13 protein-coding genes and 1 other annotated feature are annotated in these 14,685 nt (G+C 41.3%); of the genes, 9 read left to right on the top strand and 4 right to left on the bottom strand.

Going from position 1 to position 14,685, the window contains the following annotated elements; genetic code table 11:
- Positions 1-14 precede the first annotated feature (14 nt).
- Complete coding sequence (locus tag SCSH_RS01955) at positions 15-866, top strand: pyridoxamine kinase (protein ID WP_057490216.1); 852 nt, start codon at positions 15-17, stop codon at positions 864-866.
- On the top strand, positions 863-1,399 hold the full coding sequence (locus tag SCSH_RS01950; RefSeq protein ID WP_057490215.1) for an ECF transporter S component: 537 nt from the start codon (positions 863-865) through the stop codon (positions 1,397-1,399). The genes SCSH_RS01955 and SCSH_RS01950 overlap by 4 nt, the downstream gene beginning before the upstream one ends.
- Before the next feature lie 444 nt (positions 1,400-1,843).
- Here the strand turns inward: SCSH_RS01950 and SCSH_RS01945 are convergent, their stop codons facing one another.
- Together SCSH_RS01945 and SCSH_RS01940 are read right to left on the bottom strand one after the other, a co-directional pair.
- Entirely contained in the window at positions 1,844-2,488 is a 645-nt protein-coding gene (locus SCSH_RS01945; RefSeq protein ID WP_057490214.1) for an endonuclease III domain-containing protein, read from the bottom strand.
- Between the two features lie 114 nt (positions 2,489-2,602).
- On the bottom strand, positions 2,603-4,711 hold the full coding sequence (locus SCSH_RS01940) for an ATP-dependent Clp protease ATP-binding subunit (RefSeq protein ID WP_057490213.1): 2,109 nt from the start codon (positions 4,709-4,711) through the stop codon (positions 2,603-2,605).
- 232 nt (positions 4,712-4,943) lie between these two features.
- Positions 4,944-5,076, top strand: a sequence feature (ribosomal protein L10 leader region).
- Positions 5,077-5,105: 29 nt separating this feature from the next.
- Between SCSH_RS01940 and rplJ the strand changes: the two genes are divergently transcribed.
- Together rplJ and rplL are read left to right on the top strand one after the other, a co-directional pair.
- On the top strand, positions 5,106-5,606 hold the full coding sequence (rplJ, locus tag SCSH_RS01930) for a 50S ribosomal protein L10 (RefSeq protein ID WP_057490212.1): 501 nt from the start codon (positions 5,106-5,108) through the stop codon (positions 5,604-5,606).
- 65 nt (positions 5,607-5,671) lie between these two features.
- Positions 5,672-6,040: a 50S ribosomal protein L7/L12 gene (rplL, locus tag SCSH_RS01925; RefSeq protein ID WP_057490211.1), complete on the top strand. Its 369-nt coding sequence runs from the start codon at positions 5,672-5,674 to the stop codon at positions 6,038-6,040.
- Between the two features lie 241 nt (positions 6,041-6,281).
- On the opposite strand, the gene SCSH_RS01920 is transcribed toward rplL, so the two are convergent.
- On the bottom strand, positions 6,282-7,952 hold the full coding sequence (locus tag SCSH_RS01920; protein ID WP_057490210.1) for a carboxylesterase family protein: 1,671 nt from the start codon (positions 7,950-7,952) through the stop codon (positions 6,282-6,284).
- A gap of 450 nt (positions 7,953-8,402) precedes the next feature.
- Between SCSH_RS01920 and SCSH_RS01915 the strand changes: the two genes are divergently transcribed.
- From SCSH_RS01915 to SCSH_RS01900, 4 genes are all read left to right on the top strand, one after another.
- A complete protein-coding gene (locus SCSH_RS01915) occupies positions 8,403-9,317 on the top strand; it encodes a hypothetical protein (protein WP_057490261.1) in 915 nt (304 codons plus the stop codon).
- A gap of 107 nt (positions 9,318-9,424) precedes the next feature.
- Entirely contained in the window at positions 9,425-10,471 is a 1,047-nt protein-coding gene (locus SCSH_RS01910) for a zinc-dependent alcohol dehydrogenase family protein (protein WP_057490209.1), read from the top strand.
- A gap of 250 nt (positions 10,472-10,721) precedes the next feature.
- Positions 10,722-11,273: a carboxymuconolactone decarboxylase family protein gene (locus SCSH_RS01905; RefSeq protein WP_057490208.1), complete on the top strand. Its 552-nt coding sequence runs from the start codon at positions 10,722-10,724 to the stop codon at positions 11,271-11,273.
- Positions 11,274-11,284: 11 nt separating this feature from the next.
- Positions 11,285-12,349, top strand: coding sequence for an acyl-CoA dehydrogenase family protein (locus tag SCSH_RS01900; RefSeq protein WP_057490207.1), 1,065 nt, complete (start codon positions 11,285-11,287; stop codon positions 12,347-12,349).
- A gap of 56 nt (positions 12,350-12,405) precedes the next feature.
- Here the strand turns inward: SCSH_RS01900 and SCSH_RS01895 are convergent, their stop codons facing one another.
- On the bottom strand, positions 12,406-13,293 hold the full coding sequence (locus tag SCSH_RS01895; protein WP_057490206.1) for a polysaccharide deacetylase family protein: 888 nt from the start codon (positions 13,291-13,293) through the stop codon (positions 12,406-12,408).
- A gap of 104 nt (positions 13,294-13,397) precedes the next feature.
- Here SCSH_RS01895 and SCSH_RS01890 point away from each other — a divergent pair, with 104 nt between their 5' ends.
- Positions 13,398-14,684, top strand: coding sequence for a homoserine dehydrogenase (locus tag SCSH_RS01890; RefSeq protein WP_057490205.1), 1,287 nt, complete (start codon positions 13,398-13,400; stop codon positions 14,682-14,684).
- The last annotated feature ends 1 nt before the right edge of the window (position 14,685 follow it).

Genomic DNA, 14,685 nt, shown 5'->3' with positions numbered 1-14,685 from the left:
ATTAAGGAGTTTATATGATGCCGCGTTTGCTTGTAGCCAATGATTTGCCTGGATTGGGCAAGGTTGCTCTGGCCAGCAGTCTGCCGATTATGGCAGCTTGTCAGGTAGAAACTGCTATTTTACCGACAGTGCTGTTGTCTTCGCACACAGGCGGCTTTAAAAATATTCAAATAGATGATTATACAGCCGGCATGGCTGGTTTTCTGTCACAGTGGCAGGAATTGGATCTTGCTTTTGACGGCCTGGTGACAGGATATTTAAAAAATAAAGAACAGATCGCTTTGCTGATTGCTTTTGCTGAAAAAAAGAAAATTCCTCTTTTTGTGGATCCCATCATGGGAGATAATGGGCGCTTTTACCAAGGATTTGATCAGGATTATGCACAGCATATCCGCCATCTCTGCCAAAAAGCAGATGTCATTACGCCTAATCTGACAGAAGCTGCTTTTTTGACAGGCACAGCTTATCTTGGGGATGATTATGAACCAAATCAGATTGACAATCTTTTAAAAAAATTAGCTGCCTTAGGTCCTGAGAACGTTATTTTGACAGGAGTTTCCTTTGAAAAAGATAAGATTGGCTTGGCTCTTTATCAAAAGCAAAGAGATGAAATCGTTTATATCATGGCCAAGCGCTATCCTCAGCTGTTTTACGGAACGGGAGATATTGTCACAGCTATCCTGGCCAGCGGCTATTTCCATGGGATTGCAGCGGAAAAATCAGCCCGCTTGGCCTTAGACTTTCTGGACGAGGCCATTCAAAGCACACTGAATTTAAACCGTGATTTAAAATACGGTCTTTGTTATGAGCCGCACTTGCTTGAGCTCATCAAGCAGCATCAGTTTTTAGTGGAGGAAGAAAAATGAAAAAAGAAGAGTTGCGTCGGATAATAGAAATCAGTCTTTTTGCTGCTTTAATCTTGGTCAGTGTCCAATTTTTAAGGATTCAAGTGGGACCTCAGTTTATCCATTTGGGAAATGCTTTGGTTGTGATAGCTGTTCTGATTTTTGGTTCAGGCTTTGGCGCCTTGGCAGCGACATTGGGTTTGGGCTTGTTTGATATTTTAAATGGCTATGCAGCAGAAGTTTGGATAACGATTTTAGAGTCTTTGATTGTCTGCTTCGTTTTGCATCTGGTTTATGAGAAGGCTATGAAAGCAGATGATAGGACAATAAATATCCTTACCGTTGGCATCATTGCTGCCTTGACAAAAATTATTCTCAACTTGATCAAGTACACAATCATTAATAGTTTGGTTGGCAGCCTGCCTTTGGCTGCCGCCATGACAGGAGCCCTTGTCAAAATTGCTGGAACTTTTGGAACTTCCATAGTGACTGTTATAGCAGTACCCTTGCTGTATCCCGTTTTCAAGCGTATTGTGCAAAGCAAAAGACTATAGTTGAATGAAGTAAAAAAATGAGAGTGGAGCAACTATAGTTCCACTCTCAGACTGAAGAAAAAGTCTATTTTCTCAAAAAGTAATATTTTGTTATGATACTTTCCTTAGGTAGCACGGACGATAGCGACTTCCTTCGGAATTCCATATCTAGATTTTGAGCCTAGGTCTCAAAATCTCCGAGAGGCAGAAACAGTGAGTTTCTGCCTCTTTTGCTACATCGGAAAGTATCGGGTTAGATTTTGATAGTTCCTATATCATTTTACAAAAATGAAAAGTGATACTATTCTATGATGAAATTTTAGAGAGAATTTAGTTTTGGGAGTTTGTCTACAAACTGAGAGTGGAACAACTATGGTTCCACTCTTTTTTATTATTCAAAAATAACAGGTGCACACTGGCAGTGTTTTAGACAGCAAGCAAAAGTTACAGACAAGCAGCCTTGTTTTATAAAATGAGTTTATCACCGGCTAAAAAGCTGTTTTCAAAATTTTTGGGCGGATGAAAATAGTCTTTGCCAAATTCATCAATCAAACCATGAAATTCTTGGGCGTCCTGATAAGTAAAAGGGGCTGGCAGCCGGGTCAGCTGACGGCTCAGGCTCTGATAATCGCTTAAGCCGGAAAGACCCAGATGGCTGAAAAGCGTTCTGGCATATTTATCAGCAATAAACTGCGGCTGATCAAAGATATAGGTCAGAAGAACGTCGGCCGTTTCGGGACCAACACCGTGGAGTTTCAGCAGGGTTTGGCGCAGGTTTTGCCCGTATTGTTTCACAGCGGCATGAGAATCTTCCTGATGCTCCAGATACCACTTAGAAACTGTCCGAATCGCCTTGCTTTTATTTTTCATAAAGCCGGCCGGGCGGACTAAAAGTTCTAATTGTTCTGAGGACAGTTCCTGTATCCTGCGAAAATCGTAATCCGTCTCAGCTTTGATCAGCTGTGAGGCGCGTGTGGCGTTTTTTTCGGTTGTATTTTGGATGAGAATGGCTTCAATGATAATTTGCTGCTTGCTGTCAGCCGGCCACCAATTAGTGGGACCCATGTGACGGAGCATTTTTTGGTATAAATCGTATATGGTAAGATCCATAAATAGCCGGCTTTCTATTAGAATAATCTTACTTTAACAAAATATCAGATTATTTTCAAATAGACAATAAGCCCAGCCCCTAAAGGAGATGAGCTTTATGTACTTATGGAAAAATTAGTTTTCTTCAATGACCAGCTGGCCATCTTTCATATCAGCCTTGAGGTGTTTGACATCGGTATGATCCAGATAGAAGTCAGTTACTTTGTCACGAATTTCCTGTTCGATAACGCGGCGGAGCGGCCGAACTCCCATAGCTTCGTCATAACCTTCTTCGATCAGATGAGCCTTGGCGCTGTCACTGACCGTTAAGTCAATCCCTTTTTTAGCAAGTGTAATGTTAACCTCAGAAAGCATCAGCTCAACGATTTCGTCCAGATCATCCTTGCTCAGATGTGAGAATTCAATAACAGCGTTGAAGCGGTTGAGGAATTCTGGGCGGAAGTAAGGAGCAATACGGTCCATAATTTTGATATCGTCATCTTTTCCGCGTAGAGCTTCATTGCCAAAACCAGCATTTGATGTTGCAATGATAACAGTGTTCTTGAAGTTGATAGTGTTGCCTTGACCGTCTGTCAAACGGCCATCATCTAAAACCTGCAAAAGCAGGGTGATAACTTGCGGGTCTGCCTTTTCAATTTCATCAAGCAGGACAATGGAATAAGGATTGCGGCGCACACGCTCGGTAAGGGTATTGCTGTTATCATCATAGCCCACATAACCAGCAGTAGTACCGATCAATTTAGAAACGGCTGTACGGTCGCTGTATTCGGACATATCCAGTCGAATAATGGCATCTTTAGAACCAAACATGTCAAAGGCTAGCTGCTTAGCCAGCTCGGTTTTACCGACACCAGTAGGCCCGACAAAAAGGAAGCTGCCGATAGGACGATTGCCTTCGTCAAAGCCTGCGCGATTGCGGCGGATAGCCCGCGAAACGGCTTCAACAGCATCGTCTTGGCCGATAACCTTGCCCTTTAAGCGGGAGTTCATCTCTTTTAAGCGTTCAATATCGCTAGTTCCCATTTGTGAAACAGGAATACCAGTCAGTCTTTCAACCGCTTCGGCCACGTCATTGACAGTAGCTGTTACCTTGCGACCTTCAGTATGATTATCAATTTGAGCTTGGAGTTTATCAATTTTAGTTTTCGCTTTTAAGGCTTCTTCGTAATCTTCTTTTTCAGCCGCTGCTTGCTGGCGGTCTTTTTCTGTTTGAATTTCTTTTTCCAGAGTTTTAACATCTGTAACCGGATGCTGAGCAGCCAAGTGAGCGGCCGTCATGTCTATAAGGTCAATAGCCTTATCCGGAAGACTGCGCTGAGGAATGTATTGGACTGACAAATCAACCGCAGCTTTCAAAACCTCCTTAGGCAAAACAACATTATGGTGTTTTTCATAAAGGTCTGAGATGCCTTGTAAAATTTTATAAGTGTCTTCAGCAGAAGGAGCATTAACCTTCACTTCATTGAAACGGCGAGCCAGAGCAGCATTCTTCATGATGGTGTTACGGTATTCATCCTGCGTAGTTGCGCCGATGACTGTCAGTTCACCACGGGAAAGAGCAGGTTTAAGGATATCTGCCAGACCCTTGGAGCCACTGTCACCACCTGTGTTTCCAGCCCCAAGAACTTGGTGGATTTCATCGAAGAACAGGATGATATTGCCAGCTTCTTTAACTTCACTGATTAAATTTTGAATATTTTCTTCAAAGGATCCGCGATACTGTGTCCCTGCTTCAAGTCCAGAGATGTCAATCGAAATGATTTCCTTATTTTTAATTGCAGCAGGAACATCGCCGTTAATAATGGCTTGAGCCAGGCCTTCAACAACGGCCGTCTTACCAACACCCGCATCACCGACGAGAACCGGATTGTTCTTAGTGCGGCGAGACAGAATTTCAGCGGTTTCTTGAATTTCTTTGTTGCGTCCAATGACAGGATCCAGTTTACCAGCACGCGCCTCGTCTGTCAGATTGCGACCCAGCTTAGCTAGAATACCGTCTTGTTTGGGAGCATTGGGAGAAGCTTTTTGATATTGCTGAGCACCAGCACTGGCAGGAAGTTTTCCGGTTTGACGATATTGAGCAAATTCTTCGGGAGTAACTTCGCGACCATTAATCAGGTAACGGCGTCTTTCCGAGTTATAACCTCCCATATTTCCCATTAATTGATTGAAAATGTCATCCATATTTCCAAATGGATCGTGGCTGTAAAAATTGTTTGCCATAATAAATACCTCTTTTTTGTTAATCTAATAGCTGATAGATTATACTATAACAGTTTTGCTACGAATTTTGCGTAAAAGCTTGATGTTATAGCTTTATCAACTATTTGACTATATTATAACACCTGGTTTGTTATATATCAAGAAATATGTATTATATAATACAAATATTTTTTACTTACTTTAAAAAACATATAAGGCTTGACTTATTCTAAAAATATGATATGATATTAAAGGTTTTGAAAAAAACTGACCTAAGACAGCAGGGGAGCCGTGCTCATAATATTCCTGCCGAGGCACAAAACGTAAACTTAAAAAACGTATTGTACTTTCGTGTCTGGGTTTGGATGCGAATTTTTTGTATCCTGCCAAAAATAAAAACGGAGGTTAAACACTGATGAGTGAAGCAAGTATTGCTAAAAAAGCAGAATTAGTTGATGCTGTCGCTGAGAAAATGAAAGCAGCTGCAAGTATCGTTATTGTTGATTCACGCGGTCTTACTGTAGAACAAGATACAGTTCTTCGCCGTTCACTTCGCGAAAGTGATGTTGAATTCAAAGTGATCAAAAATTCAATCTTGCGCCGTGCAGCTGAAAAAGCTGGTCTTGAAGGACTCGATGATGTCTTTGTTGGACCATCTGCTGTAGCATTTTCAAATGAAGATGTTGTCGCACCGGCTAAAATTATCAACGATTTTGCTAAAGATGCCGAAGCACTTGAAATCAAAGGTGGTGCAATCGAAGGCGCTGTTTCTTCTAAAGAAGAAATTATGGCTCTCGCAACACTTCCAAACAGAGAAGGACTCCTTTCTATGCTCTTGTCTGTACTTCAAGCGCCAGTTCGCAACGTTGCATATGCTGTCAAAGCTGTTGCAGAAAGCAAAGAAGACGCTGCTTAAGTCTTCAAACAGCAGCCTAAAGCTGCAAATGATTTTATAAAAAACATATTTGGAGGAAATTAACAATGGCATTGAACATTGAAAACATTATTGCTGAAATTAAAGAAGCTTCAATCCTTGAATTGAACGACCTTGTAAAAGCTATCGAAGAAGAATTTGGTGTAACTGCAGCTGCTCCTGTAGCTGTAGCTGGTGCAGCTGGTGGAGAAGAAGCTGCTGCTAAAGATTCATTTGATATCGAATTGACTGCTGGCGGTGACAAGAAAGTTGCTGTTATCAAAGTCGTTCGTGAAATCACAGGCGAAGGTCTTAAAGAAGCTAAAGGTCTTGTCGACAACGCACCATCAGTTCTTAAAGAAGGCGTTGCAGCAGCAGAAGCTGAAGAACTTAAAGCTAAACTTGAAGAAGCTGGAGCAACTGTTACTCTTAAATAATCAAGTATTGATTGTTTAAGGCTGAAAGCCAACTTTTAAAGCCTTTTCGCTAATGTCAAGGCAATTAAAAAGGGGAAAATTCTATTGAAATTTCCCCACAAACACCCCCACAAATTTTTGTGAGGGCGTTTTTTATTATGTGACTTTTCTTGCTTTGCTCGCTTGTTCAAAGCAAGAAAAGCAAGGCCGATTACTCCCAACCATCTCTAGGATAACTTTTTTATTCATACAATCTTTCCTTTTATTGATTATTATACTTTTCATCAATGACACTTGAGAACCAGCGGCCGTTAAGAACGTTTTTATTTAGGTCTTCCTTGACATCTTCGGACAGGCTAGTGTCGGCTTCCAGTTTTGTGAGAATGTCTTCAGCAGTTTCTGTGTCGGTTGTGGCTTTGATTTCTGCCTTCTTTTTACTTGCAGTGATGGAAAGGACATTATCTTTCTTGGTCCAAGCTGGCCATTTGCTTAAATCATTGCCGTTTGGATTGCCTGTTGCCAAGAAATTTTTGAGATAAGCTTTGAAATTGGCTGACATTTCAGCTGCGCCATCATTGTTGAAGTCCTGTCCAATAAATGAAGTATAATTAGATGGGCTTTGCAGCATTGGCTCAAAGATACCATGGAAGGCTCCAAATGTTGGTGCAAGCTGCGGTGTGACATCAGCATTGTCACCATAAGAAATTTGTGACACATAAATATTTGACTTATACTTATCTGCCATTAGGCGAGTGCTCTCAACCGTGTTGGATAGACGATACAGTTGACCGCCGTATTTTCTTACATAATTGTACTCTGCCTGTTTTTGACTGTCCTTGAACAATTCACCGCTTGTAAAGTCTTTTGCGAAGCGATTGTCATTGGCTGCAAAAAAGGAGAATTCATTGGTTCCACTTACCAACATCAAAGGAACGTCATTATAATTCTTAGTGTCGAATCCTTCACTTGGGAGGACAGTGCCATCTTTGTATAAGTGAGGGAAGACTGCCATGCGAATTGCCGCATTTCCCATCAATTTGGCTAGACGGTCTGCTGACAAGGTTTTAAGATAGTTTGCTACATCGCTGCCCTTTGTCAGCAACCAAGATTTAGCTTCTTCTTGGCTTGATTTGATACCATCTTCGACGACAAGCGATGCAATAGCTGCCGCAAAAGTGTTTTGACTGTCTTCCATATCAGACAAGGTCATACCGCCACTAAATGAAATGGCCTTATTAAACTTACCCTTAAAGGTTGGTGAAATGAGGGCTGCCATAACATCGCGTCCACCTGCTGAGAATCCTGATAGAGTCACATTATCCTTATCACCACCGAAGGTTTCGATGTTTTCCTTAACCCAATCTAGCGCTTTTGCAATGTCCAGAAGAGAAAAGTTGCCAGATTTTTGGTTATCAGAACCTGTTTTCACAGCCTCAAGTGGATTAAAGCCAAACACTCCTAAACGATAATTGACAGAAACATAGACAGCATTAATATCTTTGACAAAGGTATTTCCCTTGATTTCCTGAGCGTTTCCTGTCTGATTGTTACCACCATGAATGTAGACAATTACTGGTAATTTAGTTTTCTTGGTATCAGGTCGAACCACGTCCAAGTTCAAAGCATTTTCTTTGCCAACAACTTTGTCATTGGAAAATTGAATATCTTTGTCACCATAGTTGCTTGCTTTAAAGGTCCCTTTCCACTTGTTAACTTCCTTTGGTTCCTGCCAACGCTTTGCCTGAGCATAGGGAACACCCAGCCACTCTAAAACCTTCTTGTCCTTGTCTTTTTTTCCCTCAATTTTGCCTTTATCAATTGTTTGAGTAACAGATTGATTGAAAGTACTTGTGTTTTCAGTCTTTTTTGTTTGGCAGGCCATAAGCAAGGACAATGAAGCTACTGTAATGGCACCAAGTGCTAATTTTTTCATTTTTTACCTCCTAAAATTCCTTCCCTTAGCATGAGTAAATTTCAACAGAAACTTCTAAATTTGCAAGATAACTGTGTTAGTCATATGTCAACCTCCTTTAGATTTTAAAATAGTCAATAAAAAAACAAAACTAGACGACAAGTAGCTTCCTCGTTAAAAGAGAGGCTTTTGTTATTGGCTTTGCCTGCGTTGTCAGCAAGACTCCTTAATCTAATCGTAGTATATTTGTTTTTAAATTGCAAACGCTTACTCAGGAAACCTGTTAAAGTATCAGTTTTCAAAACTTTAGTATCATTTTTATCATCTTGTATAACTCGAGATAGTCCAGCGGTTCGCTTTGTTCAGCTTTTTTAATCACAAAAGAAGAGCAGATTTTTGTTACAATAAAAGAGCAAAAACAAGAAAGCTATATATAATTGAAAGAAAGTTGGTGAAAGTGTGTTTAAAACTTTGAGGAGAAAGCTTTTGCTTTTTGGTATTTTATTGGCTGTTTCGCTTATCTCTTTTGGAGTTTTCAAATGGCTGCAGCAATCGCGGGAAAAGCCGCTGAAGTCTAATCAGATTTATGGAGTGACAATTGATGATAGCTGGGAAGAAGACATCAGTACCAAAGAAGTTGTCAAAGCCCTAAAAAAACTGCCTGTCAGACCGACTGTACGGATTGTGATGTCCAGAGAAAGATCGCCTAAAGATTATGTTACTTTGTTTAAGCGAATTGCGCCAGTTGCTGATATTATGGCAGAACCTGTTGATTCTTATGAAATGAAGGCTTATCCGAATGCGGCTTCTTACAAAAAACGTTTTGAGCAGGCCTTAAAATATCTTGGCCCTTATACAGATATTTGGGAGGTTGGAAATGAAGTCAATGGTACGGATTGGATTAAACAAAAACCCAAACTTATTATCAGTAAGGTTGAGGCGGCTTATGATACTGTCAAAGCTGCAGGTAAAAAGGCTGCTGTGACTTTTTATTATGAAAATCCTGCCTACGATCATGATATGATAGATTGGATAGATAGCTATGTTCCTAAAAAACTTAAACAAGGGCTTGATTATAGTTTTATTTCATATTATGAAGATGACAACGAAGGCTATCAGCCTAATTGGAAAAAAGTATTTCAAAGTTTTCAAAAGCGTTTCCCCACTTCTAAAGTTGGTATGGGAGAATGCGGTAATACGGCCGATTCTGCTACACAGGCAAGTAAGATTGCTATGATGAAGCATTATTATAGGCAGCCAATTCGTACCAAACGTTATGTTGGTGGCTATTTCTGGTGGAACTGGGTGCAGGACTGTGTTCCTTGTGATAACAATGAGATTTACGCTGCCTTTAGTGACATTTGGCACAAGCAGGCTGGCAGATAAAAACTGACTGATCTGCTGGTTTATTTCTGGATTTTTCTGTTTGCTTATTATGGTGAAGTGTGCTAAAGTATGGAGATAATTAATGCATTAAGGAGGTTCATAATATTATGAAAACAACCGTATTTGTTAAAGCCGGACAAGTAGCTGTCGGGACTATTGATAAACCCCAGATTGTTGAGGCGGATGATGCTCTTATCCGGGTGGTGCGCTCTTGTGTCTGCGGATCTGACCTTTGGGCTTACCGTGGTGATGATCAAAAAGAAGCTGGTTCTGGTAATACCGGTCATGAAATTATTGGTATCATTGAAGAAACGGGTTCTGAGGTCAATACAGTTAAGAAGGGTGATTTTGTCATTGCACCTTTCACGCATGGTTGCGGTCATTGTGCGGCCTGCCGTGCTGGCTTTGAAGGGGGCTGTCAGGGGCATGATGCCAGTACGAACTTCAGCTCTGGTTACCAAGCCGAATATGTCCGCTATGCTCATGCAGATTGGTCCTTGGTGAAGATTCCTGGGCAGCCAAGCGATTACAGTGAAGGCATGATTGCTTCCTTCTTGTCTCTTGCTGATGTCATGCCGACTGGCTATCATGCTGCTCGGGTTGCTAATGTGCAAAAGGGAGACACGGTTGCTGTAGTTGGTGATGGTGCTGTCGGACTGTGTGCAGTTATTGCGGCTAAGATGCGCGGGGCTAAGCGAATTATCATCATGAGCCGTCATAAAGATCGTCAAGAATTGGCTGTAGAATTCGGTGCAACCGATATTGTTGCAGAACGCGGCGAAGAAGGGATTGCCAAGGTTCTTGAATTGACTAATGGAGATGGTGTAGACGCTGCGCTTGAATGCGTTGGTACACAGCTTTCAACTGAAACAGCTATTAAGATTGCCCGTCCCGGTGCCATTGTCGGCCGTGTGGGTGTCCCGCATACAGATGACATAAACCCAGGTGATTATTTTATGAGAAATACCATTTTTGCAGGCGGTCCGGCATCTGTGACAACTTATGACAAGAGTGTTTTGCTGAAGGCTGTCCTTGACGGTGAAATCAATCCTGGCAAGGTCTTCACGCAAACTTACAAGCTAGATGACATCGATCAGGCTTATAAGGATATGGAAGCAAGAAGAACCATCAAATCAATGATTGTCATGGATTGATAGTAACTGCATAAGAATGAATGGATAAAACCAACAGAAGACTGATGGCAAATTTTTGCCCAGTCTTTTTTTATTTGTCTAAAGAATTGTCTTAGCCTATATCATTGAGCACAAGGTCTTCAAATTTTCAAAGATTTTGCTCATTTTTCCCATAATTAATGCTTATAGCTAACCATAAAAAATTTAGACTATGCAGGGAAAGCAAGAGATGGTACTATATCAGAAATATAAAAAGAATAGAGGTTATTTTATGTCTAAATTTACCATACATACCATCGAAACGGCACCTGAGGAAGTCAAAGAAACCCTGCGTACAGTTGAAAAGGATAACGGCGGCTATATTCCTAATCTTATCGGACTTCTGGCCAATGCACCGACAGCGCTTGAGACTTATCGGACAGTAGGAGAGATTAATCGTCGTAATTCACTGACACCAACCGAGCGTGAAGTTGTTCAGATTACAGCTGCTGTAACCAATGGCTGTGCTTTCTGTGTAGCAGGCCATACAGCTTTTTCGATCAAGCAGATCCAGATGGCACCTGATCTCTTAGAAGCGCTGCGAAATAGTACGCCTATTGACGATGATCCTAAGCTGGATACTTTAGCTAAATTTACTATTGCTGTCATCAATACTAAAGGGCGTGTTGGAGATGAAGCCTTTGCCGATTTTTTGGAGGCAGGCTATACACAGGAAAATGCTCTTGATGTTGTCTTAGGTGTCAGCTTAGCATCACTTTGCAACTATGCCAATAACATGGCAGATACACCGATTAATCCAGAGCTGCAGCAGTACGCAAAATAAAGGAGAAGTATATGGCTTATTTTTCGGAGGACTTTATAACTTGGCTGGATGCCAAGGCCGATCAGCTTGATAGAGAGTCCGGTCATTTGGCTGACCAGCTCTTGGAGCGAATTGCGGCAGAAGGTGTCTTTGGTATTGCTGTGCCTGAAATCTATGGCGGCCAAGGCGGCAGCAAGACAGAAATAGTAGCATTTTTATCAGAATTAGCCAAGCATTCTTTAACGGCGGCCTTTATATCTTGGGGTCATCGAACTTTTATTGAGAATATTCTTGCTAGTAGCAACGACTTTCTGAAAAAGTCTTGGCTGCCGGCTTTATTAACAGGAAAGCTGGCAGCTGGGACGGCTTTATCAAATGCCACTAAATTTTTATCTCATATCGAAGATTTAAATGTCACCATTATTGAGAAAGAAGGCCGTTATTATCTTAAAGGCCGCCTGCCTTGGATAACAAATTTACGTTCGGATAACTTTGCAGCTGTTTTTGCAGCTCAATTTGAAGACAGCAGCAAAGAGCCAATCATTTTGGTCATTCCTTCCGGAGTGTCTGGCTTGTCGCGTTCAGCTGACTTGGAATTTGTAGCCTTGCAGGGATCTAATACGGCAGCTTTAACCTTTGATAATGTTCTTTTGGACGACGCTTGGATACTGTCTAAGAATGCCAAACGTTTTTTGGCTCAGACACGGCCTGAGTTTTTAGGATATCAATTTGGTCTGGCTTTTGGCCTAGCAGAGCGTTCGCTGGCCGAAGTGGCACAGAGCTTAAGCAGCAACCGTTCGGTACTTAAAGAAGAGTATGATGAAACAAGAGCTAAACTAAATATTGTGCAGCACGACCTATTTAAAGGTCTGGAATCACAAGAGTTTATTCAAGAACCTCGTCGGCTTTTCCAGCTGCGCATTGATATTGTCAATATAGTGGCAGCCAGTTTGCTTTTGGAATTACAGGCAAGCGGCGGCCGTGGTTACTTCAAAAATTCGGCTTCTGGTTTTATCCGCCGCTGGAATGAAGGTGCTTTTTTACCGATTGTTTCTCCAAGTGCTGTTCAGCTGCGGCATATTTTGGAAACGATTTAATCAGGAAAAGAAAAGGGCCGAAACACATTTGTCTCGGCCTGATTTTCTTGTGAAAATTATGGAATAGCAGGAGAAATAGTATTCATCAGAATATCAGCACTGGTATCAGGCAGAATCCTGACGCGGTTCAAGGACAGAAGACCATTTTCAGCGCTTGCTAGGCCTTCGTTGGTTGTGACACCTAGTTTGTATTGATTGTTAGCTAGGCTAAGCGTAGTATCATTGTAGCGTCCTGCTGGATAAGCAATAGCTGTAGTTGTTTGATTGAGCTGCTTATCTAGGTATTCTCTGGACTGTGACAGTTCCTTGGCCTGTGTTTCTTGATTTAATGTCGATAAATCTGGGTGATTAACCGTATGCGACTGAAAGGACATACCACTTGCTTTCATTTCCTTCATTTGTTTAATGGTTAGGTTACCGGCTCTGCCTTCATCGGTAAATGCGGTAATGACATTGTTGGTTGCCTTGGCCTGATATTTTTTTAAAATAGGATAGGCGATATTATAAAAATCAATTAGGCTGTCATCAAAGGTCAGCCAGATAACTTTTTTGGCAGGCAGAGCATTTTGGTTGAGAACCTGATAAGCTTCTTCAGGACTTAAAAAATAATAGCCTTCTTCGCTCAAACGCTTGATATGGCTTTCAAAAACTGTGGGTGAAACAATGAGATTGGCATTGGCTGCTTCATCAACTGCCATATCATGGATGGCATGATACATCAAAATAGGCAGCTGAACAGGTTTTTCTTGCTTGGTCCATTTAAGTGTTTTGGCTGCTTTTTTAGGCTTTTTTTGACTGGATTTAGTCACAGAAGGAGACGTTTGGCTTTCGGTTTTACTGCTCTGCTGTCGTGTCAGTATAAATGCAAGAAAGCCTAATGCTAAAAAACAGGCAAGCATCAAAATGATATTTACAATAGTCAACTGTTTCTTTTTCATAATCATAATTATCCTTTCAGCTAATTATAGCATAAAGGAGAGGATAATTAGCTGTCAATTCTACTAAAAATTTGATATAATGAAAAAAATGTTTTTGCGAGGAGAAGGAAATGTCTATAAAAATTGGTTTACTTGGTTTTGGGACGGTGGCAAGTGGTATTCCCTTTTTGTTAAAGGAAAATAATGGGAAAATTACGGCTGCTTCAAGAGACCGTTTGGAAATTGCTAAGGTTCTAGTTAAGGATGATGAGGAAAAAGACCGTCTTTTGGCCGAGGGCAATGAGTTTAATTTTGTGACTAATGTTGATGACATTTTATCCGATGAGACGATTGACATTGTTGTTGAGCTGATGGGGCGTATTGAACCTGCCAGAACTTTTATCACTAAGGCACTTGAAGCTGGCAAGCATGTGGTCTCTGCTAACAAGGACTTGATTGCCACACATGGCAAAGAGCTTATTAAGCTGGCTCAAGATAAGGGAGTGGCTTTTTATTATGAAGCAGCTGTTGCCGGTGGTATTCCAATTTTACGAACCTTGGCTAACTCTTTGACTTCTGACAAGGTAACACGTATTTTAGGTGTGCTTAATGGAACGTCTAACTTTATGATGACTAAAATGGTCGATGAAGGCTGGACTTACGAAGCAGCCTTAGCAGAAGCACAGGCACTAGGTTATGCTGAAAGTGATCCAACCAATGATGTTGAAGGAATTGATGCAGCTTACAAGGCTGTTATTTTGAGTCAGTTCGGCTTTGGCATGACTATTGATTTTGATCAAGTGGCTCACCAAGGTATTTCAAGTATTACACCTGATGATGTCAGTGTCGCTCAGCAGCTGGGCTATGTCATTAAGTTGGTAGGTTCTGTCGAAGAGACTGAGTCAGGTATCTTTGCTGAAGTTTCACCGACCTTCCTGCCAAAATCGCATCCGCTTGCCAGTGTTAATGATGTTATGAATGCTGTTTTTGTTGAGTCAATCGGCATAGGAGAGTCCATGTATTATGGACCAGGTGCCGGCCAAAAACCAACGGCAACCTCTGTAATGGCAGATATTATCCGCATTGCCCGCCGGATTAAAGATGGAAATGTCGGTAAACCTTTTAATGAATTTGTCCGTGATGCACAAATTGCCCATCCAGATGATGTTAAGAGCCACTATTATTTTGCTGTTAATACTGCGGATGAAAAAGGGAAAATGCTGCGTTTAGCTGAAATTTTCAATTCAGAAGATGTTTCCTTTGAGCAAGTTTTGCAGCAAAAAGCTAATGGTGAAACAGCGCGTGTTGTGATTATCACGCACTCTCTAAGCAAAACGCAGCTGGCTAATGTTACTAAAAAACTACAGGCAGGTGCAGATTTTGAATTAGTTAATACCTTCAAGGTGCTAGGGGAATAGA

The sequence above is a fragment of the Streptococcus orisasini genome, from assembly GCF_001431045.1.
GTDB classification, from domain to species: domain Bacteria; phylum Bacillota; class Bacilli; order Lactobacillales; family Streptococcaceae; genus Streptococcus; species Streptococcus orisasini.
Note: the sequence above shows the minus strand (reverse complement) of the source record. Positions and strands in the feature narration are given on the sequence as shown.

Excerpts from the sequence above, each read along its gene's own strand:
- SCSH_RS01955 (WP_057490216.1), top strand. The coding sequence starts at position 15 with ATGATGCCGCGTTTGCTTGTAGCCAATGATTTGCCTGGATTGGGCAAG.
- SCSH_RS01950 (WP_057490215.1), top strand. The coding sequence starts at position 863 with ATGAAAAAAGAAGAGTTGCGTCGGATAATAGAAATCAGTCTTTTTGCT.
- SCSH_RS01945 (WP_057490214.1), bottom strand. The coding sequence starts at position 2,488 with ATGGATCTTACCATATACGATTTATACCAAAAAATGCTCCGTCACATG.
- SCSH_RS01940 (WP_057490213.1), bottom strand. The coding sequence starts at position 4,711 with ATGGCAAACAATTTTTACAGCCACGATCCATTTGGAAATATGGATGAC.
- rplJ (WP_057490212.1), top strand. The coding sequence starts at position 5,106 with ATGAGTGAAGCAAGTATTGCTAAAAAAGCAGAATTAGTTGATGCTGTC.
- rplL (WP_057490211.1), top strand. The coding sequence starts at position 5,672 with ATGGCATTGAACATTGAAAACATTATTGCTGAAATTAAAGAAGCTTCA.
- SCSH_RS01920 (WP_057490210.1), bottom strand. The coding sequence starts at position 7,952 with ATGAAAAAATTAGCACTTGGTGCCATTACAGTAGCTTCATTGTCCTTG.
- SCSH_RS01910 (WP_057490209.1), top strand. The coding sequence starts at position 9,425 with ATGAAAACAACCGTATTTGTTAAAGCCGGACAAGTAGCTGTCGGGACT.
- SCSH_RS01905 (WP_057490208.1), top strand. The coding sequence starts at position 10,722 with ATGTCTAAATTTACCATACATACCATCGAAACGGCACCTGAGGAAGTC.
- SCSH_RS01900 (WP_057490207.1), top strand. The coding sequence starts at position 11,285 with ATGGCTTATTTTTCGGAGGACTTTATAACTTGGCTGGATGCCAAGGCC.
- SCSH_RS01895 (WP_057490206.1), bottom strand. The coding sequence starts at position 13,293 with ATGATTATGAAAAAGAAACAGTTGACTATTGTAAATATCATTTTGATG.
- SCSH_RS01890 (WP_057490205.1), top strand. The coding sequence starts at position 13,398 with ATGTCTATAAAAATTGGTTTACTTGGTTTTGGGACGGTGGCAAGTGGT.